This window comes from Hypericibacter terrae, from assembly GCF_008728855.1.
Taxonomy (GTDB): Bacteria; Pseudomonadota; Alphaproteobacteria; order Dongiales; family Dongiaceae; genus Hypericibacter; species Hypericibacter terrae.
Map to the genome: position 1 here is coordinate 1,896,046 of NZ_CP042906.1, position 15,011 is coordinate 1,911,056.

At 63.2% G+C, this 15,011-nt stretch carries 14 protein-coding genes; 6 read left to right on the forward strand and 8 right to left on the reverse strand.

Going from position 1 to position 15,011, the window contains the following annotated elements; all coding sequences use genetic code 11:
* Positions 1 to 21: 21 nt before the first annotated feature.
* Genes eno through FRZ44_RS08745 form a run of 3 tightly spaced genes read right to left on the reverse strand, consistent with a single transcriptional unit; the run spans position 22 to position 3,420 of the window.
* A complete protein-coding gene (gene eno / locus FRZ44_RS08735; RefSeq protein WP_151176821.1) occupies positions 22 to 1,344 on the reverse strand; it encodes a phosphopyruvate hydratase in 1,323 nt (440 codons plus the stop codon).
* Positions 1,345 to 1,402: 58 nt separating this feature from the next.
* Positions 1,403 to 2,362: a C-terminal binding protein gene (locus FRZ44_RS08740; protein ID WP_151176822.1), complete on the reverse strand. Its 960-nt coding sequence runs from the start codon at positions 2,360 to 2,362 to the stop codon at positions 1,403 to 1,405.
* On the reverse strand, positions 2,359 to 3,420 hold the full coding sequence (locus FRZ44_RS08745) for a LacI family DNA-binding transcriptional regulator (RefSeq protein WP_191908491.1): 1,062 nt from the start codon (positions 3,418 to 3,420) through the stop codon (positions 2,359 to 2,361). The genes FRZ44_RS08740 and FRZ44_RS08745 overlap by 4 nt, the downstream gene beginning before the upstream one ends.
* Before the next feature lie 294 nt (positions 3,421 to 3,714).
* Between FRZ44_RS08745 and FRZ44_RS08750 the strand changes: the two genes are divergently transcribed.
* From FRZ44_RS08750 to FRZ44_RS08765, 4 genes are all read left to right on the forward strand, one after another.
* The gene (locus FRZ44_RS08750; protein WP_151176824.1) at positions 3,715 to 4,149 is read left to right on the forward strand and encodes a DUF1636 family protein; all 435 of its coding nucleotides are present in this window, start codon (positions 3,715 to 3,717) and stop codon (positions 4,147 to 4,149) included.
* Between the two features lie 18 nt (positions 4,150 to 4,167).
* Positions 4,168 to 5,457 carry an amidohydrolase family protein gene (locus FRZ44_RS08755; RefSeq protein ID WP_151176825.1) on the forward strand — a complete coding sequence of 430 codons (1,290 nt, stop codon included), beginning with the start codon at positions 4,168 to 4,170 and terminating at the stop codon, positions 5,455 to 5,457.
* A 79-nt stretch (positions 5,458 to 5,536) separates the two neighbouring features.
* The gene (locus FRZ44_RS08760; protein WP_151176826.1) at positions 5,537 to 6,304 is read left to right on the forward strand and encodes an alpha/beta fold hydrolase; all 768 of its coding nucleotides are present in this window, start codon (positions 5,537 to 5,539) and stop codon (positions 6,302 to 6,304) included.
* A gap of 13 nt (positions 6,305 to 6,317) precedes the next feature.
* A complete protein-coding gene (locus FRZ44_RS08765; RefSeq protein WP_151176827.1) occupies positions 6,318 to 7,205 on the forward strand; it encodes an alpha/beta hydrolase in 888 nt (295 codons plus the stop codon).
* Between the two features lie 20 nt (positions 7,206 to 7,225).
* On the opposite strand, the gene FRZ44_RS27610 is transcribed toward FRZ44_RS08765, so the two are convergent.
* Genes FRZ44_RS27610 through FRZ44_RS08780 form a run of 4 tightly spaced genes read right to left on the reverse strand, consistent with a single transcriptional unit; the run spans position 7,226 to position 10,719 of the window.
* Complete coding sequence (locus tag FRZ44_RS27610) at positions 7,226 to 7,558, reverse strand: DUF6968 family protein (RefSeq protein ID WP_407658071.1); 333 nt, start codon at positions 7,556 to 7,558, stop codon at positions 7,226 to 7,228.
* A gap of 9 nt (positions 7,559 to 7,567) precedes the next feature.
* Positions 7,568 to 8,260: a golvesin C-terminal-like domain-containing protein gene (locus FRZ44_RS08770; RefSeq protein WP_456077626.1), complete on the reverse strand. Its 693-nt coding sequence runs from the start codon at positions 8,258 to 8,260 to the stop codon at positions 7,568 to 7,570.
* Positions 8,261 to 8,293: 33 nt separating this feature from the next.
* Positions 8,294 to 8,749: a hypothetical protein gene (locus tag FRZ44_RS08775; RefSeq protein WP_151176829.1), complete on the reverse strand. Its 456-nt coding sequence runs from the start codon at positions 8,747 to 8,749 to the stop codon at positions 8,294 to 8,296.
* Positions 8,737 to 10,719, reverse strand: coding sequence for a golvesin C-terminal-like domain-containing protein (locus FRZ44_RS08780; RefSeq protein ID WP_225308609.1), 1,983 nt, complete (start codon positions 10,717 to 10,719; stop codon positions 8,737 to 8,739). The genes FRZ44_RS08775 and FRZ44_RS08780 overlap by 13 nt, the downstream gene beginning before the upstream one ends.
* On the opposite strand from FRZ44_RS08780, the gene gspD reads away from it, so the two are divergent.
* A complete protein-coding gene (gene gspD, locus FRZ44_RS08785; RefSeq protein WP_225308696.1) occupies positions 10,714 to 12,624 on the forward strand; it encodes a type II secretion system secretin GspD in 1,911 nt (636 codons plus the stop codon). The genes FRZ44_RS08780 and gspD overlap by 6 nt on opposite strands.
* Positions 12,625 to 12,794: 170 nt before the next feature.
* Here the strand turns inward: gspD and FRZ44_RS08790 are convergent, their stop codons facing one another.
* Positions 12,795 to 14,138 (reverse strand): tetratricopeptide repeat protein, encoded by a 1,344-nt coding sequence (locus tag FRZ44_RS08790; protein ID WP_151176831.1) that lies wholly within the window; start codon positions 14,136 to 14,138, stop codon positions 12,795 to 12,797.
* Positions 14,139 to 14,360: 222 nt separating this feature from the next.
* Between FRZ44_RS08790 and FRZ44_RS08795 the strand changes: the two genes are divergently transcribed.
* Entirely contained in the window at positions 14,361 to 15,002 is a 642-nt protein-coding gene (locus tag FRZ44_RS08795; protein WP_151176832.1) for a TetR/AcrR family transcriptional regulator, read from the forward strand.
* The last annotated feature ends 9 nt before the right edge of the window (positions 15,003 to 15,011 follow it).

Below are 15,011 nucleotides of genomic sequence, written 5' to 3' on the forward strand. Positions count from 1 at the left end.
GAACTCTCGACATGCGCAAGGTCAGGCGATCGCGGCCCGGGCCGCGGGCCTCCGGGCCTCGCCGGCGAGGAACCGCGTGCCGGCATAGCCGACTTCGGAATCCTCGGCGATGCGCAGGAGCTGATTGTATTTCTCCAGCCGCTCCATGTTCCGGACCGAGCCGATCTTGATCTGGCCGCCGAGCGCGCCCACGGCCAGATCGGCGATGAAGCTGTCGGCGGTCTCGCCCGAGCGGGCGGAGATCACCGTGGCGTAGCCGGCGCGATGCGAGGTCACGATCGCCTCCAGGGTGCCGCTCAGCGTGCCGTTCTGGTTGACCTTGATCAGGCTGCTGTTGGCGGCGCCGATCTCGATGCCGCGGCGGATGCGCGCCGGATTGGTGCTGAAGAGATCGTCGCCCACGACCTGGATATGGCGCAGCCTCTTGGTCAACTCGGGCCAATGACCCCAGTCCTCGTCATGCAGCCCATCCTCGACCGAGACGATCGGGAACTGCCGCACCCAGCGCTCGACGGTCTCGATCATCTGGGCGCTCGAATAGTCGCGCTCCTCGCGGGCGAGATGATAGCGCCCGTCGGCGCCCACCAGCGCGGTGGCGGCGACGTCGATGGCGATGCCGATATCCTGGCCTGGCTTGAAGCCGGCCCGCTCGATCGCCTCGACCATCAGCGCGAGCGCGATCTCGGCGGAGCGGCAGCCGGGGCTGAGGCCACCCTCGTCGGCCAGCAGGACGGGCGCGCCATGGCGCTGCACCACGCCTTCGGCGGCGTCGCGCACCTTGACGATCGCATGCAGCGCCGAGGCGTAATCCGTCGCCGAGAGCGGGATCGCGAGGAAATCCTGGAGATCCATGCCGCGTCCGGCATGGAGGCCGCCGCTGAAGATATTGACCATCGGCAGCGGCAGCATCGGCGTCTTGGTGCCGGTCAGATCGGCGATCCGGCGATAGAGCGGCTGTCTCCTGGCATTGGCCACGGCGCGGCAGGCGGCGAGCGAGACCGCCAGGATCGCGTTGGCGCCCAGCCGCTCGAGCTGTGCCGTCCCGTCGAGCTCTCGCATGCGGCGATCGAGCCCGGCCTGATCCTCGGCATCCAGGCCCGTGACGGCAGTTGCGATCTCACCCTTCAGATTGCCGACGGCGCGATTCACGCCCCGGCCGAAATAATAATTCGCGTCGGCGTCCCGCAATTCATGGGCCTCGGCCTGGCTGGTGGAGGCGCCGGACGGCACGGAAGCGCGCCCGATGGCACCGCCGCGAAGCTCGACATCGGCCTCGACCGTGGGGCGGCCGCGCGAATCGAGGATCTGGCGCCCCTTGATTGCGACGATGGTCGTCTCTGCCATCACGTCCTCTTGCTGCGAGTCATCTTCGTCGTCGTTACGCCCTGCGGATTCCGTATCCTCAAGGGGGCGGGCAGGGATGGTGCGGCTTCTGGCCGGTCAGGACGCGCACGACCTCTTCCGCTGACCGCCGCCGCAGCTCCAGCACCGAGGCGGTCGAGGCGAAGGCGATATGGGGCGTGGCGATGACCTTGGGATTGCCGATCAAGGCGCGGGGCGGGTTGGGCTCGCCTTCGACCACGTCGAGGGCGGCGGCGCCCAACGGTCCTTTCTCCAGCGCTTGCAGCAGCGCGTCATTGTCGACGAGGCCGCCGCGGCTGACATTGATGAGCAGACTGCCGGGCTTCATGCGCTGCAGCGACCGGGCATCGATGAAGTTGCGGGTCTCCGGCGTGAGCGGGAGATGCAGGACGACCACGTCGCTCTCGGAGAGCAGCCTTTTGGCGTCGACGCCGGTCATGCCCTCCGGGAATCCGCCGCTCGGCGGATATTTGTCATAGACCAGGAGGCGCGAGCCGAAGGGCTGCATCTTGGCGGCCGTGCGCCGGCCGATGCGCCCGAAACCGGCGATTCCGACCGTCAGGTCGCGCACGCGCCGCAGTCTGGCGCCGGCGGCATCCCATTGACCGCCCTTGACCTCGCGATCGAAGGAAACGATGCCGCGCGCCCAGGCGAGCAGCATGCCGACCGCATGGTCCGATACTTCCTCGACGCAGTAGTCGGGGACATTGGTCACGACGGCGCCGCGCGCCGCCGCCGCCGCCCTGTCGATATTGTCGAGGCCGACGCCGATGCGCTGGACGATCTTGAGATCGGGGCAGGCTTCGATGGCGGGTGCTGTGACCTCGGCCCAGCAGGTCATGATCGCGAGGGGGCGGTTCTGCCGGGCGAGCTCGACGATGGCCGCCTGGGGCGAGGCCTTCGCCGGCCCGATCGCCAGGGAGAAGCCCGCGCCCTCGATCACGCTGCGCTCGACCTCGGGATCCGGCCAGGCATAGTCGGTGAGAAGAACCTGCTTCATCGCCGGGCGCTCTTCACCGGCTTGAGCGCGACGCGCAAGGGCGCGCTGCTGCCGCGGATGTTGAGCACCGGCTCGAAGGGCGTGCTCGATCCCGCGCTCTCGGGCCCGCGCTGCTGGATCTGCCGGAACAGCAGCAGGGCCGCCGTGGCCGCCATGTCGGCAACCGGCAGCGCCACCGCGGTGATGGGAGGCTGCCAGACCCGGAACCAGTCGAGATCGCTATAGGCCACGAGCGACAGATCCTCGGGGACCGAGAGCCGCAGCGCATTGACCCCTTCGAGCACGCCCAGCATCAGACGCGGGCTCGCCACCACGATGGCGGTCGGCGGCGTCGGCAAGCCGCACAGCTCGACCAGGGCCTCATGCCCGAACTCGGGCCGCGGCGCGCCCAGCCGCATCAGCCCGGCATTGACCTTGAGCCGCGCATCGCCATAGGCGTGGCGATAACCGTCGGCGCGCGCGCGGCCGGTGCTGAGCTGCTCGGTCACGCCGACATAGCCGATCCGCCGATGGCCCAGCCCCAGCAGATGCTCGGTCGCCTTGTAGATGCCGAGCACGTCGTCCGCGCGCACCGTGTGGCCGGCGATGCCGGGGTGGCGGCGCAGGAACTGCACGGTCGGGAGCTGCTTGAGCATCTGCACGGTGTCGCGCCGCGGGCTCGCGGTCGCGGCCACCAGCACGCCGGCGACGCGCGCCTCGCGCAGGGCCTGGACCTGTTGCAGCTCCTTCTCGGGATCGTCTTCCGACACGGCAAGGACGAGCTGGTAGCCCTCGCGCGCGCAGGAGTCGGCCATGATCTTGGCGGCCGCGTTGTAGAATTCATTCTGCACATCGGGGACGATGAGGCCGACCAGCCGGCTGGCGCCCGAGCGCATCATGCGGGCGCCGGAATTGGCGGCATAGCCCAGCTCCTGCGCGGCGCGGCGCACCTTCGCCTTGGTCTCGGGATTGATATGCGGATGGTCGTTGAGCGCGCGCGAGACGGTGGAGTGGGCAATGCCGAGCGCCGCGGCAATGTCCTTGATCGTCACCTCTCCGGATTTGCGCAAACCAGCCATGCGGCCTTTCCCCAATCGCGGCGCATGGTTGCACACGTGTGCAGCAATCACAAGGATTACCGCAGCCGTTCCGCGACCGGAGGCGGTTCGGAACTGCGGAATTGTGCTGTTATTTAGTGATATTCCATATCGAAAATTGCTGCGCTGCGAGATTCGTCGTCGAAGGCCGCTGCCGTGACTTTGCGCTGGACACGTGTGCATGACCGGTGCAATAAACCATCGGACTGACGGGCAAGACGGCGTCAAGCCGCGGCTCCGCCTGGATCGGGGCGCCCGAGGGAGGATCCTGAACGGATGCACACGCTATCGGTTTGTCGGACCTGTCCGCGCGGAGGCGCTCCCGAAATGGAGCTGCGCCGGAATTTGCGCGAACGGCTCGCCGACGCGGACACGACACAGGAATGGCAGCTGCTGCTGGTCGAATGTGTCGGCGGCTGCCCGAAGCCCTGTGCGGTCGCGTTCGATGCACCTGGAAAATGGCGGATTCGTTTCAGCACCCTGACGGCGGACCATGCCGAGGACGTCGTCGCGGCATTGCAGCTTTATGAAGGTTCCGCCGACGGCTATCTCGCGGAGGAGGCGCTGCCGCCCGGTTTGCGGGGCCGTATCTCCGCGCGCTCGCCGACGTTTGCCAATCCCAAGACCTTGCCGTCAACCGGGCTGCCTTCACCATTTGCCGGCGGTGTCGCGCCGTCGCTGCATCCCGTTCCATGCAAGTCTGTCGCTTAAGGGGAGGAAACAAGAACCATGAAACCGCAGCTTTTCACGAACGTCCGCATCTTCGACGGTGAGGGAACCCAACCTTTCCCGGGCGAGGTCCTGCTCGAAGGCAACCGCATCAAGACCGTCGCCAAAGGCGGCGGAATCGCGCGCGACGGCGTCGAGGTCATCGATGGCGGCGGCAACACGCTGATGCCGGGCCTGACCGAGGCCCATTCGCACATCACCTTCACCAATATCGGGAAGCTGAAGGAGCTGGGCGACATCCCGCAGGAAGAGCATCTGCTTCTCGGGCTCGAGTTCGCCAAGCTGCTGCTCGATTCCGGCTTCACCAGCCTCTATTCGGCGGCGTCGGCCAAGCTGCGCACCGAGGTCGTGATCCGCAACGCCATCAATGCCGGCCGCTATCCGGGACCCCGCCTCCGTGCGGCCTCTCCCGAGATCACCGCGACCGGCGGCCTCGGCGACGAGCGCCAGGACCATATGTATCACACCGGCATCGAGCTCATTGCCGATGGGGCCGACGCCGTGCGCACGACGGTGCGCCGTTGCATCCGCGAGGGTGTCGATACGATCAAGATCAATATCTCGGGCGATAATTTCGTGCGCCGCAAGTTCGGCCGCGAATGCTCCTACACCGACGCCGAGGTGCAGGCGGCGGCCGAGGAAGCGCATGCGCGCGGGGTCTTCCTGGCCTGCCATGCGCGTGCCAACGGCGCCGTGAAACTGGCGCTGAAGTATAATTTTCGCGTCATCTATCATTGCGACTTCATTGAAGGCGAGACTTACGATCTGCTGGAGGCGGCGAAGGACGACGTCTTCCTCGCGCCTGCGATCGGCATCATCTACACCACCGCCTACGAGGCGGAGCCCTGGGGCATCAACAAGGCCGTCGCCGACCACATGGAGATGTACACCATGCTGGAGAACTGCTCGAAGACCTATGGCGAGCTGCGCAAGCGCGGCATGCGCATCCTGCCGGGCGGCGACTATGGCTTCGCCTGGAACCCGCTCGGCACCAATGCCCGCGACCTCGAGCATTTTGTCAACATCATCGGCTACACCCCGGCCGAGGCGCTGAGCGCCGCCACCAAGCTCGGCGGCCAGATCATGGATATGCCGGATCTGGGGCTGGTCAAGGAAGGCTATCTCGCCGACCTGCTGCTGGTGCGCGGCAATCCGGCCGAGAACGTCAAGATCCTGCAGGATCGCGACAATCTGATCATGATCATGAAGGACGGCGCCTATCACAAGCGGCCGGGGGCGGCCGCGGAGACAGTCCAGCGGGCCAAGCAGGTTGTCTCGGTCTGGGAATAGGTAACGACGAATCCACAGCGGGCCTCGGGATCACCCGGGGCCCGCTGACTCATTTCTGAATCAAGGAAGGGCATTGAATATGGCGATCGGCAGCACGGTTGAAGTTGCAGGCACGGGCGATCCCGTCATCCTGGTCCATGGTCTGGGCGGCACCGGTAATGTCTGGGCGCCGCAGGTCGGGATCCTGACCCGGTTCTTCACCACGGTGCGCCAGGACCTGGCGGGCTCGGGCCGCGCCAAGCCCCATGGACCGGTCACGACGCAGAGCCTGGTCGACGACATCTTCGCGACCATGGCCGAGCTCAAGATCGAATCCGCGCATTTCGTCGGCCATTCCTACGGCACCGTGCTGTGCCAGCATCTGGCGGCAAAGAATCCGGGCAAGGTCCGCAGCCTGGCGCTGTTCGGTCCGATCCGGGCGCCGGCCGATCCGATGCGCCAGGCCCTGAAGGATCGCGCCGCCAAGGCGCGCGCCGAGGGCATGACGGCGATCGCCGACATCACGGTGCAGATGGGAACCTCGGCCTCGACCAAGGCGCATCGGCCCGAGGTGGCCGGCTTCATCCGCGAGCTGGTGATGCGCCAGGATCCGGAAGGCTATGCCCAGACCTGCGAGGCCGTCGCCGGCACGCAGGCCGCCGATCTCTCGGGCCTGCGCTGCCCGTCGGTGATCGTGACGGGCGACGAGGACGCGACCTCGCCGCCGGCGGCGGCCAAGACCGTGGCCGACGCGCTCGCGGGCTCGAAATTCCATGTGCTCGGCCGTTGCGGCCACTGGACTCCGCTGGAGCGTGCCGAGGCCGTGAGCGAAGCCATCTTCAACCTGCTCTACTCCCGAGCCAGCTGAGGAGCGACCGTCCGTGCCGGAGGTGACCGAGGCCATCTATCTTGACTATGACCAGGCCGCTCTCGACGCGCAGTACAACAACCGCGCGCGCTTCCCGAACTATCGCGAGCATTTCCAGTCCTGGCAGCATTGGAGCGAGGTGACGCGGGCCGGGACGCGCGCCATCATCGACGTGCCCTTCGGGCCGACGCCCGAGGAGAAGATGGACATCTTCCCGGCCGACCAGAAGGGTGCGCCGATCTATGTCTTCATCCATGGCGGCTATTGGTATTCGCTCGACAAGTCCGACTACAGCTATATCGCCGACGGGATGAAGCCGCATGGCTTCACCACCGTGGTGAACAATTTCATCCTGGCGCCGCATGGCAATATGGACGAGATCATGCGCCAGAACCGGGCGGCGCTCGCCTGGCTCTGGCAGCATGCGGCGGAGTTTGGCGGCGATCGCGACCGCATCTATGTCGCGGGGCACTCGGCGGGCGGTCATCTGGCGGCGATGCTGCTCGCCACCGACTGGCCGTTCTTCGCGCCCGGGCTGCCGGCCAAGGTCGTGGCCGGGGCCTGCGCCATCGGCGGGATCTTCGATCTCGAGCCGATCCGCCTGTCCTTCCTCGACAAGACGCTTCACTTGACGTCGAGCCAGGTCCAGGCCCACAGCCCGCTGCGCCAGCGCTATCCGGTCAAGGCGCCCTTGCTGCTGGTCGTGGCCAAGGACGAGTCCGACGAGTTCCACCGGCAGTCGGCCGACATGAAGGCGCTCTATCAGCGGCTGGGCCAGTCGGTCGATCTCGTGGTCCCGGACAAGCTCGACCATTTCGACGTGGTCAATCAGCTCCGCGATCCGAAATGCGGATTGATCGACCTGCAGCTCAGGCATATCCGCCGCAGCTTCGGCGGGTGAGGGCTTCACAACGAGTCGTGCTACCTCGATATATCGAAGTTCTCTGGCGTGGGCAGACCTAGGTCCTTGTTGCCCATTTCGAGCCAGTAGAGTTTTCCGGTCTTGTACTCTCCGCAACTGTATAGCTCCGCACCCATCTTCCTAAGTGCAAGCAGCAGGGCTTGCATTTGATCAACGCCCGAAGCAGATCGAACACGATCATTGCCAAGTCCAAGCACTCGATATGCACAGTAGTAGTCATGCCCATTGGGACGCTTCTCTGGGCAACCGACTTGGATAACAACAGGCGCTCTGGATTCGGACAGCCGCGGCTGCCGAACAAGCATTACCTTGTTTATGTGATCGACCTTCATGGGAGAACCCTACCGGATTATGAGAGGGGGTAATGGCTTTCCGCTAACACAAGCGCCGTATCGATTGTTCGCACTTTCATAGCATCTCGAGCGTGCATCAGGATCTGCCTGGATGTAACGCCCGAGCGTCGGGTCGTAATCCCGAAAATAATTATATGCGAACCCCGTATCGGGGTCGGCCTGCTGGCCCGGGAAGCAGAGGGTCGTGTCGATACCACCGCTGTGGGTCAGCGAGACCTGCCGGCCGAACGGATCCTGCACCCGATCCCACATGACAGTTTGCGTCGAGTCCGTGATCTTCTGCGGCAGCCCGATCTGGTCGGTGTGGAGATAGACGAGATCAGCCGGTGCAGGCCCCGTTCCGACCAGCCGGATCGCGTCGGCAATCACCGTATCGTCGGCCGAGGCCGTCAGCGTGACCTGATGGCCCGATGAAGGTGCGAAGCTGTAGGTTCCGAGCAGATTCCGCTGCCCGCCATTCTGCTTTTGGTTGGCCGTGACCAAGCTGGTACCGCCGGCATGTACTACCGTGTACTGCGCCGCACTCGAATTCCCTGAGGAGGCGGTCCAACGGGCATAGAGCTGGTAGTCCCCTGGTGTGACAATGTCCGGGGTCCAGGTGAAGCTGTCGACCGGTGCGCTGTCGCGGACATAGTAGATCGCGTCTGCGACGACCTTGCCGCTTGCCGAAGCATCGGGCAGATCGACTCTCTAACCAACCTCCAATTCCGTCAATCAATCTAGAACCGAAAACATCTCAACTTTGGAAACGCGCAGTTTGTCAGGTTGCATGTGGTGGAGTTCGAAGTAACGCTTTGGGCGCTTAGGAAACTCAATCGAAAAGAAATACCCTTCATGGATAAACATCTTTACTCGAATTGATTCTCCTTTGTTCGGAATTGTTGATGCTAGCAATACATCCGCTACATGAACTGCAGGAGCAGCATTTCCAAAGAGAGGGATGTTCTTTCGCGAGTCATAGAAGAAGCATACTTTCGCGTCACCGGCCTGTCGTTGCATAGAGTCAAAAGCACCCAGCTGTTCGTCCAGCGTATGCTGATGCTTTTGGGATAGAGTATCGCGCCATCCGGACAGCGCTAATTGCTCGTAGGGCCTTAAACTCCTACTCCCGAAGAAGCGGCCACATAGTCGTGAGACACCGTTGAAGAGAGTCTCAATTACTGTTGACATTCGCATCCCTCGTTTGCTTGCGTCCCAGCGATCCCTAACCCCAGGCCTATGGCCGCACCTCTATAAACATAAGGAATTCGATCAAGCTGTTGTAATGCGCTAGGCCACTTCCGACCAAAGCTTTGCCAACCACGAGGGTAACGGAAAGGATCGTGATAGTAATGCCGAATGCTCGTAACATAGTTACCGTTCCAGATTGATCTGGGCCCACCCATTCTATTAGGAATCCAATGTGAAAATTCTTTGCCTGCTCCCTTAATTCCTGCTCGCTCAAGGCCAGTGATGCCACCGAAAACTACCGAGGTCCCGATTCCAAGCCACTCCCCTACTTCATAAGTGGTCGAGCAACTGTTCACTCCTTCGTTGAGACCCGCCAGCTCTCGAGCCTCGTTCGCCAATCCAAAAGTCAATGCATCTTGCCAGCCGGCAACAGCATTGAGAGCTCCTACGCGGTAGGAATCATCCAACCCTGTCAGATACTCAAAAATCGTCTCCAGGCCCCACTCATCAACCCATAACACTGGGTTCCCGCCCGCATAGGCGTAGATATTAATCCCGCCTACGAATCCGATGGGGTCAGCTTGGATGTACCGGCCAAGCGTCGGGTCGTAGTCTCGGAAATAATTATACGCGAAGCCCGTATCGGGATCGGCCTGCTGGCCGGGGAAGCGGAGGGTCGTATCGATGCCGCCGCTGTTGGTCAGCGAGACCTGCCGGCCGAACGGATCCTGCACCCGATCCCAGACCACCGTTTTCGTCGCGTGCGTGATCTTCTGCGGCAACCCGATCTGATCGGTATGGAGATAGACGAGGTCGGCCGGAGCAGGCCCCGTGCCCACCAGTCGGATCGCGTCGGCGACCACGGTGCCGTCGCCCGAGGCCGTCAGCGTAACCTGATGACCCGACGACGGTGCGAAACTGTAGGTCCCGAGGAGGTTCCACTGCCCGCCATTCTGCTTCTGGTTGAGCGTGATCAGGCTCGTCCCGCCGCCATGCACCACCGTGTACTGCGCTGCCCCCGAATTCCCCGATGACGCGGTCCAGCGGACGTAGAGCTGGTAGTCGCCTGGCGTGACGATGTCCGGGGTCCAGGTGAAGCTGTCGACCGGCGCGCTGTCGCGGACATAGTAGATGGCGTCCGCAACGACCTTGCCGCTCGCCGAGGTATCGGGCAGATCGACCTTGTAACCCGCGCCGGAAGCATTGAAGGGGAAGGTCCCCAGCAGGTTCCACTGTCCGCCATTAACCCGCTGGTTTGCGGTGACCGTCGTGCTTCCGCCCTCATAGGTCACCGTGTATTTCGCGTCTGTGGCGTTGGCGGCGGACGCTGGCCACTTGGCATAGACGCGGTAGCTCGCCGTCAGGGTCGGCGTGAGCGTCCAGGTCGCGGACTTCGTGCCAGACACAGGCACGAACCTCACGGCGTCGGCGATCACATGGCCGTCTGCGATATCCGTCAGATCGACGCGATGGTTCTGCCCCGGAGCCATCAGAAACGAGCCCAATGGCTTCCAGCCGGCGTACCCCGAATGCTGATTTATCGGTACTGTGGTCGAGCCCCCTTCATAGAAGATCGTGTAGGGAGCGTTCGACGCGTGGTCGGCAAAGCCCGTGAAGTTTACATAGAGCTGGTAGGTGTCACATCGAGGCAGCGTAGGCGCCCAGGTTGCCGTAGGTGGGGGAGCACCGACTCGCGTGATCTGCACGGCATCGGCTATGACGTTGGTCCCGCCCGTAGCCTGATCGGTGAGGTCGACCCTGTGATTCTGGCCCGGCGTCAATGCGTAGGTACCGAGCAAGTTCCACTTTCCCCCGTTGGCTGTTTGGTTGACACGAACAGTGGAACTGCCGCCATCGTAATAGACTGTGTAGGGCACACCCGTTCCGCGATCGCTGGAGGCCTTCCACCATGCAAACACGTTGTAATTGGCAGCCAGCGACAGCGTGGGCGTCCATGTCGCGCGATTCATTCCGCTCGCCGGCGTGAACATAACCGCGTCGGCGTTCTCGGCCTCAATTACACACTCGCTAGCGACCTGCACGGATCAGTCACATTGCAAACTAGCGGTCCTATTCCTCGATCCCAGGTTCTGCCGATTCTTGCGGAAGTCCTACGCTTGAACGGCGTCACTATCATTCAATCGGGACAGGTCTATGAGGTCCTGCCCGTCGCGGAAGCAGGTGGACGGGGATTGTCTCCCTCCAACGGCTATGAATCGCTCGCCATTGGCGCCAGCGTTCGAATTATTCCACTTCGCTACGTATCGGCCCAACAGATTGCAGGAACGCTCGACTCGTTGAAGCCCGTGGGAGGGGGAATTCGAGTGGACGCCACTCGCAACGTGCTTATCGCTTGGGGCTCCCAGGTCGATCTGGCAAGCATTGCCGATTTTGTCTCGGTCCTCGACGTCGACTGGCTGTCCGGCATGTCGTTTGGCTTACTTCCCTTACATGTTGCTGATGCCAATCAGGTGTCTTTGGAGTTGAGCCAGATCTTTCTGGACGGCGGGGGTCAGCCAGGTGCTGTCCGCCTTGTCCCCATCGATCGTCTGAATGCGATCCTTGTCATCGCTAAGCAACCGACGTACCTCGAAGCCGCGAGACAATGGGCCGTGCGGCTGGACCAGGTGAGCGACTCCGGCAATACGGTACGAGTCTATTCGGTGCAGAACCGACGAGCCGCCGACGTGGCGAAGATTCTTGGCCAATTGTTCTCGGACGGCACGTCGAGACCCGAAGCTGTCGACGCATCCGTTGTTGCACCTGGCTTGACACCAACGCGGACAGACACTGCTTTAGATTCCAGCTCCGGTGGCGATCAGGGCTTTGAAATGGGGCAGCAACAGCCCAGTGGCTTCAATAGCAGTATTTCTAATTCGGAACCAAACTCCGCAGCCACAGACTCGATTATGGACTCCCCCCTACCACGGCCTGTCAATGCCTCCAATGCCACGACTATTCAGGATTTGACGATTGGCGCCGGACTCCGCGCACGGATCATCGCGGACGATGCCAACAATGCTCTCGTCGTTCTCGGCAGCGCACAGGCGCATAAGACCATCGAATCCGCCCTGAAGCAGCTCGACGTGCTACCGCTACAAGTGCTGATAGAAGCCACGATCGCCGAAGTGACCCTCAATGACGAACTGCGCTATGGGTTGCGCTGGTTCTTCCAAAGCGGCGATAGCACTGCGATCTTAACAGCGGGGGCATCGAGCGCGATCTCGGGGCTCTTCCCCGGCTTCTCTTATCTCTTCAGCTCCGACAACGTGATTGTCGCGTTCAACGCCCTAAAAAAGATCACGGACGTTCAGGTGATTTTGGCACCCTCGTTGCTAGTTCTGGATAATCAGACCGCGCGCTTGCAGGTGGGTGACGAAGTACCCATTGCCACGCAGTCCGCGGTCAGCGTCACCGATCCAGCGTCTCCGATCGTGAACCAGATCGAGTTCCGCGATACGGGCGTCATTCTGAAGATAACGCCGCGCGTGAACGCGGGTGGATTGGTGCTGCTCGATATTTCTCAGGAGGTCAGCGATGTCGTCAAGACAACGACATCAGATCTCGATTCGCCGACCATCCAACAGCGGAAGATCGAGAGCACGGTATCAATTCAGAGCGGCCAAACAATTGCGCTTGGAGGCTTGATCCGGGATCGGCGTGAGAATGGAAAGACCGGTGTGCCAATTCTTGGTGACATCCCGCTGCTGGGGAATCTGTTCTCTGAGACCGATAAAACCGGCGCTCGGACCGAGTTGCTCGTGCTCTTAAAGTCCACTGTGATTCGTGGCCCTGACCAGGCACGGGCAATGACTGAGGAACTGCGGCGGAAGCTGAGCGAGGTAAGGCCAGAAAATCAGGAAAATGGAAACTAGCTTCCACCGGATGTCGCCGCAGACGATTGCTGTTGATCCATAGCCCCTATCTGTGACTGAAGAGATTGTTCCCTCACCTTCATTCCAATCTCCATATGTGATCTCAGCACCAGTGCAAAGGGAACAACCTGTTGAGGCTCCACACCTAGCCCTCACACCGCGTCCGTCGGTCAGGCGGCCTTCGGCGCCGCCAGATCGCGCGCGCGGGCGCGCCAGTCGCGATTGAGGGGGCTGTCCGGCTTGAGCGCCAGCCGTTCGGCCGCCAGCGTCTCGGCGAGCGCGCGGTCGCCGGCGCGGATGGCCGCCTCGGTCAGCGTCCAGGAGAACACGTCGCGCTGCGCATGGCTGCCGCCGAAACGGCTGGCCTTGCCGCGGACCGGCAGCATCAGATCGAGCGCCGCCCGGTAATCGCCGCGGCCGAAAGCATCGATGCCCTTGACCGCGGGCAGGCCGACCTCCCGCGTCATCATGACGTTGGTGCCATGATTGCCGGCGGCGACCCGCTCCACGCTGGCGATCAAGGCGGCCCGCGCCTCGCGCCGGTCGGCGCCGACGAAGGCCATCATGGCGTGCATGTCGTTGAAGGCGTAGATGCCGTCCTCGATCCGGGTCTCCCATTTGTCGGCCTGGTCCTTCCAGCGGTAGCCGACATCCTGCCCGAGGACGGAAAGCCGCCAGAGCAGCGCGGAGCCGTCCACCAGCTCGAGCGCCTGGCCGAAATTGCCGGCCGAGATCCGCTCGTCGAACAGGCGCAACGCCGACTTGAAATCGTTCTGGTCCATGTGGAAGAGCGCCTGATGCCAGAAATTATGGAAGGAGAACAGGCAGCCGGGGGCCCAGACCTCGGCGCTGTCTTGAAGGAACGCCGCACCCTCGCGCGCCCGGCCCTGCATCTCCATCACATGGGCGACGGCATGAACGCCCCAGCCGTCCTTGCCGTTGAGCGCGATGGCCGTCCGGGCGGTCTCCTCGGCCTGCGCATAATCGCCGGACTCCTCGAGACCGAAGGCATGCATGCTCAGCACATAGCCGCGGCCCGGCACGGAGGCATCCCAATGCGGCAGCACGCGCGCGATCCGGTCGCGCAGCATCGAGGAATAGCCCAGGAAGAAATCGCCCAGATGCGCGAACTGGATCGCCGGGAGATCGCGCGGATTGGCGATCGCGACACGGCCCCACTGCTCGAGCGCCTGCTCATAGTCGCCCTGATGCCAGGCCCGAAGCGCCGCGATATGGCCCAGCTCGCGGTCATTCGCATGGCGCGCCAGCGATTCGGCCGCCAGCAGGCTCTTGGCGGCTTCGCCCTCGAAGGCCTTGTCGGTGGTGGTCGCCATGATCGCGCCGCGCATGGCGTGGCCCAGGACCAGGTCCGGATGCTCCGCCAGGGCGGCATCCAGCTCGGCGACGGGATCGGTCTGGTAGCAGGCGAGCAGCTCGGTCGCGCGCTCGAGGCGCGCCACGGCGTCGGCCGAACCATGCGAAACCGGGTTGCCCCATTTGTCCTTGCGCGTCATCGAAAATCTCCTGTCTTCTGCACCCGCCGATCATGCGCCGGCGCGTCGTTTGTGGGGAGCCGGAAGATACGGTTTGCCGCCCTTCGATCCAGCCGACTTGCGGTATAGCCGCCGCCCGCCGAGCAGGGCCTAAATCCGACAAGGAGTTAGCCCCCTGATTTCACGCAGCGATAGGACAGAATGCCGATCCGACTGTACCTATGGTAAAGTCCGTTTATGACAATGAGCGAGACCCAGGACCCGAATCCGAAGGCCAAGGCCTCGGCGCGCGACCGGATCATGGACCTGGCCGAAGCGGCGGTGCTGCAAAAAGGGTTCGGCGCCACCTCGATCGACGAGCTGGTGGCCGGCGCCGGCATCACCAAGAGCGGTTTCTTCTACCACTTCAAGGACAAAGGCGACCTGGCCAAGGCCCTGCTGGAGCGCTATCTCGAACGCGACCGGACCATTCTCGGCGACATCTTCGGCCGGGCGCGCGAGCTCCATGACGATCCGCTGCACCGCTTCCTGATCGCGTTGAAGCTGTTTGCCGAGATGCTGAGCAACATGCCGGAGGTGCATCCCGGCTGCATGGCCGCCTCGATCTGCTATCAAGACCAGCTCTTCAATCGCGAGATCCGGGAGCTCAATGCGGAAGGGCTGCTGGCCTGGCGTCGCCGGTTCCGCGGCTATCTCGACGAGATCGTGGCGCAGTACCCGCCGCGCTTCGAGATGGATCTCGATGCCGCGGCCGACATGCTCACCACCCTGGTCGAGGGCGCCATCATCCTGTCGCGCTCGCTGAAGGATGCCCGCATCCTGCCGCAGCAGGTGCTGCTCTATCGCAGCTTCATCCAGTCGGCATTCCTACCGGGCCCGGCCTGACCGCCGGTG

What these genes read in the sequence shown, in the direction of transcription:
- eno (WP_151176821.1), bottom strand. Translation starts at nt 1,344, where the DNA reads ATGGCAGAGACGACCATCGTCGCAATCAAGGGGCGCCAGATCCTCGAT.
- FRZ44_RS08740 (WP_151176822.1), bottom strand. Translation starts at nt 2,362, where the DNA reads ATGAAGCAGGTTCTTCTCACCGACTATGCCTGGCCGGATCCCGAGGTC.
- FRZ44_RS08745 (WP_191908491.1), bottom strand. Translation starts at nt 3,420, where the DNA reads ATGGCTGGTTTGCGCAAATCCGGAGAGGTGACGATCAAGGACATTGCC.
- FRZ44_RS08750 (WP_151176824.1), top strand. Translation starts at nt 3,715, where the DNA reads ATGCACACGCTATCGGTTTGTCGGACCTGTCCGCGCGGAGGCGCTCCC.
- FRZ44_RS08755 (WP_151176825.1), top strand. Translation starts at nt 4,168, where the DNA reads ATGAAACCGCAGCTTTTCACGAACGTCCGCATCTTCGACGGTGAGGGA.
- FRZ44_RS08760 (WP_151176826.1), top strand. Translation starts at nt 5,537, where the DNA reads ATGGCGATCGGCAGCACGGTTGAAGTTGCAGGCACGGGCGATCCCGTC.
- FRZ44_RS27610 (WP_407658071.1), bottom strand. Translation starts at nt 7,558, where the DNA reads ATGAAGGTCGATCACATAAACAAGGTAATGCTTGTTCGGCAGCCGCGG.
- FRZ44_RS08775 (WP_151176829.1), bottom strand. Translation starts at nt 8,749, where the DNA reads ATGTCAACAGTAATTGAGACTCTCTTCAACGGTGTCTCACGACTATGT.
- FRZ44_RS08780 (WP_225308609.1), bottom strand. Translation starts at nt 10,719, where the DNA reads ATGAATCGCGCGACATGGACGCCCACGCTGTCGCTGGCTGCCAATTAC.
- FRZ44_RS08790 (WP_151176831.1), bottom strand. Translation starts at nt 14,138, where the DNA reads ATGACGCGCAAGGACAAATGGGGCAACCCGGTTTCGCATGGTTCGGCC.
- FRZ44_RS08795 (WP_151176832.1), top strand. Translation starts at nt 14,361, where the DNA reads ATGAGCGAGACCCAGGACCCGAATCCGAAGGCCAAGGCCTCGGCGCGC.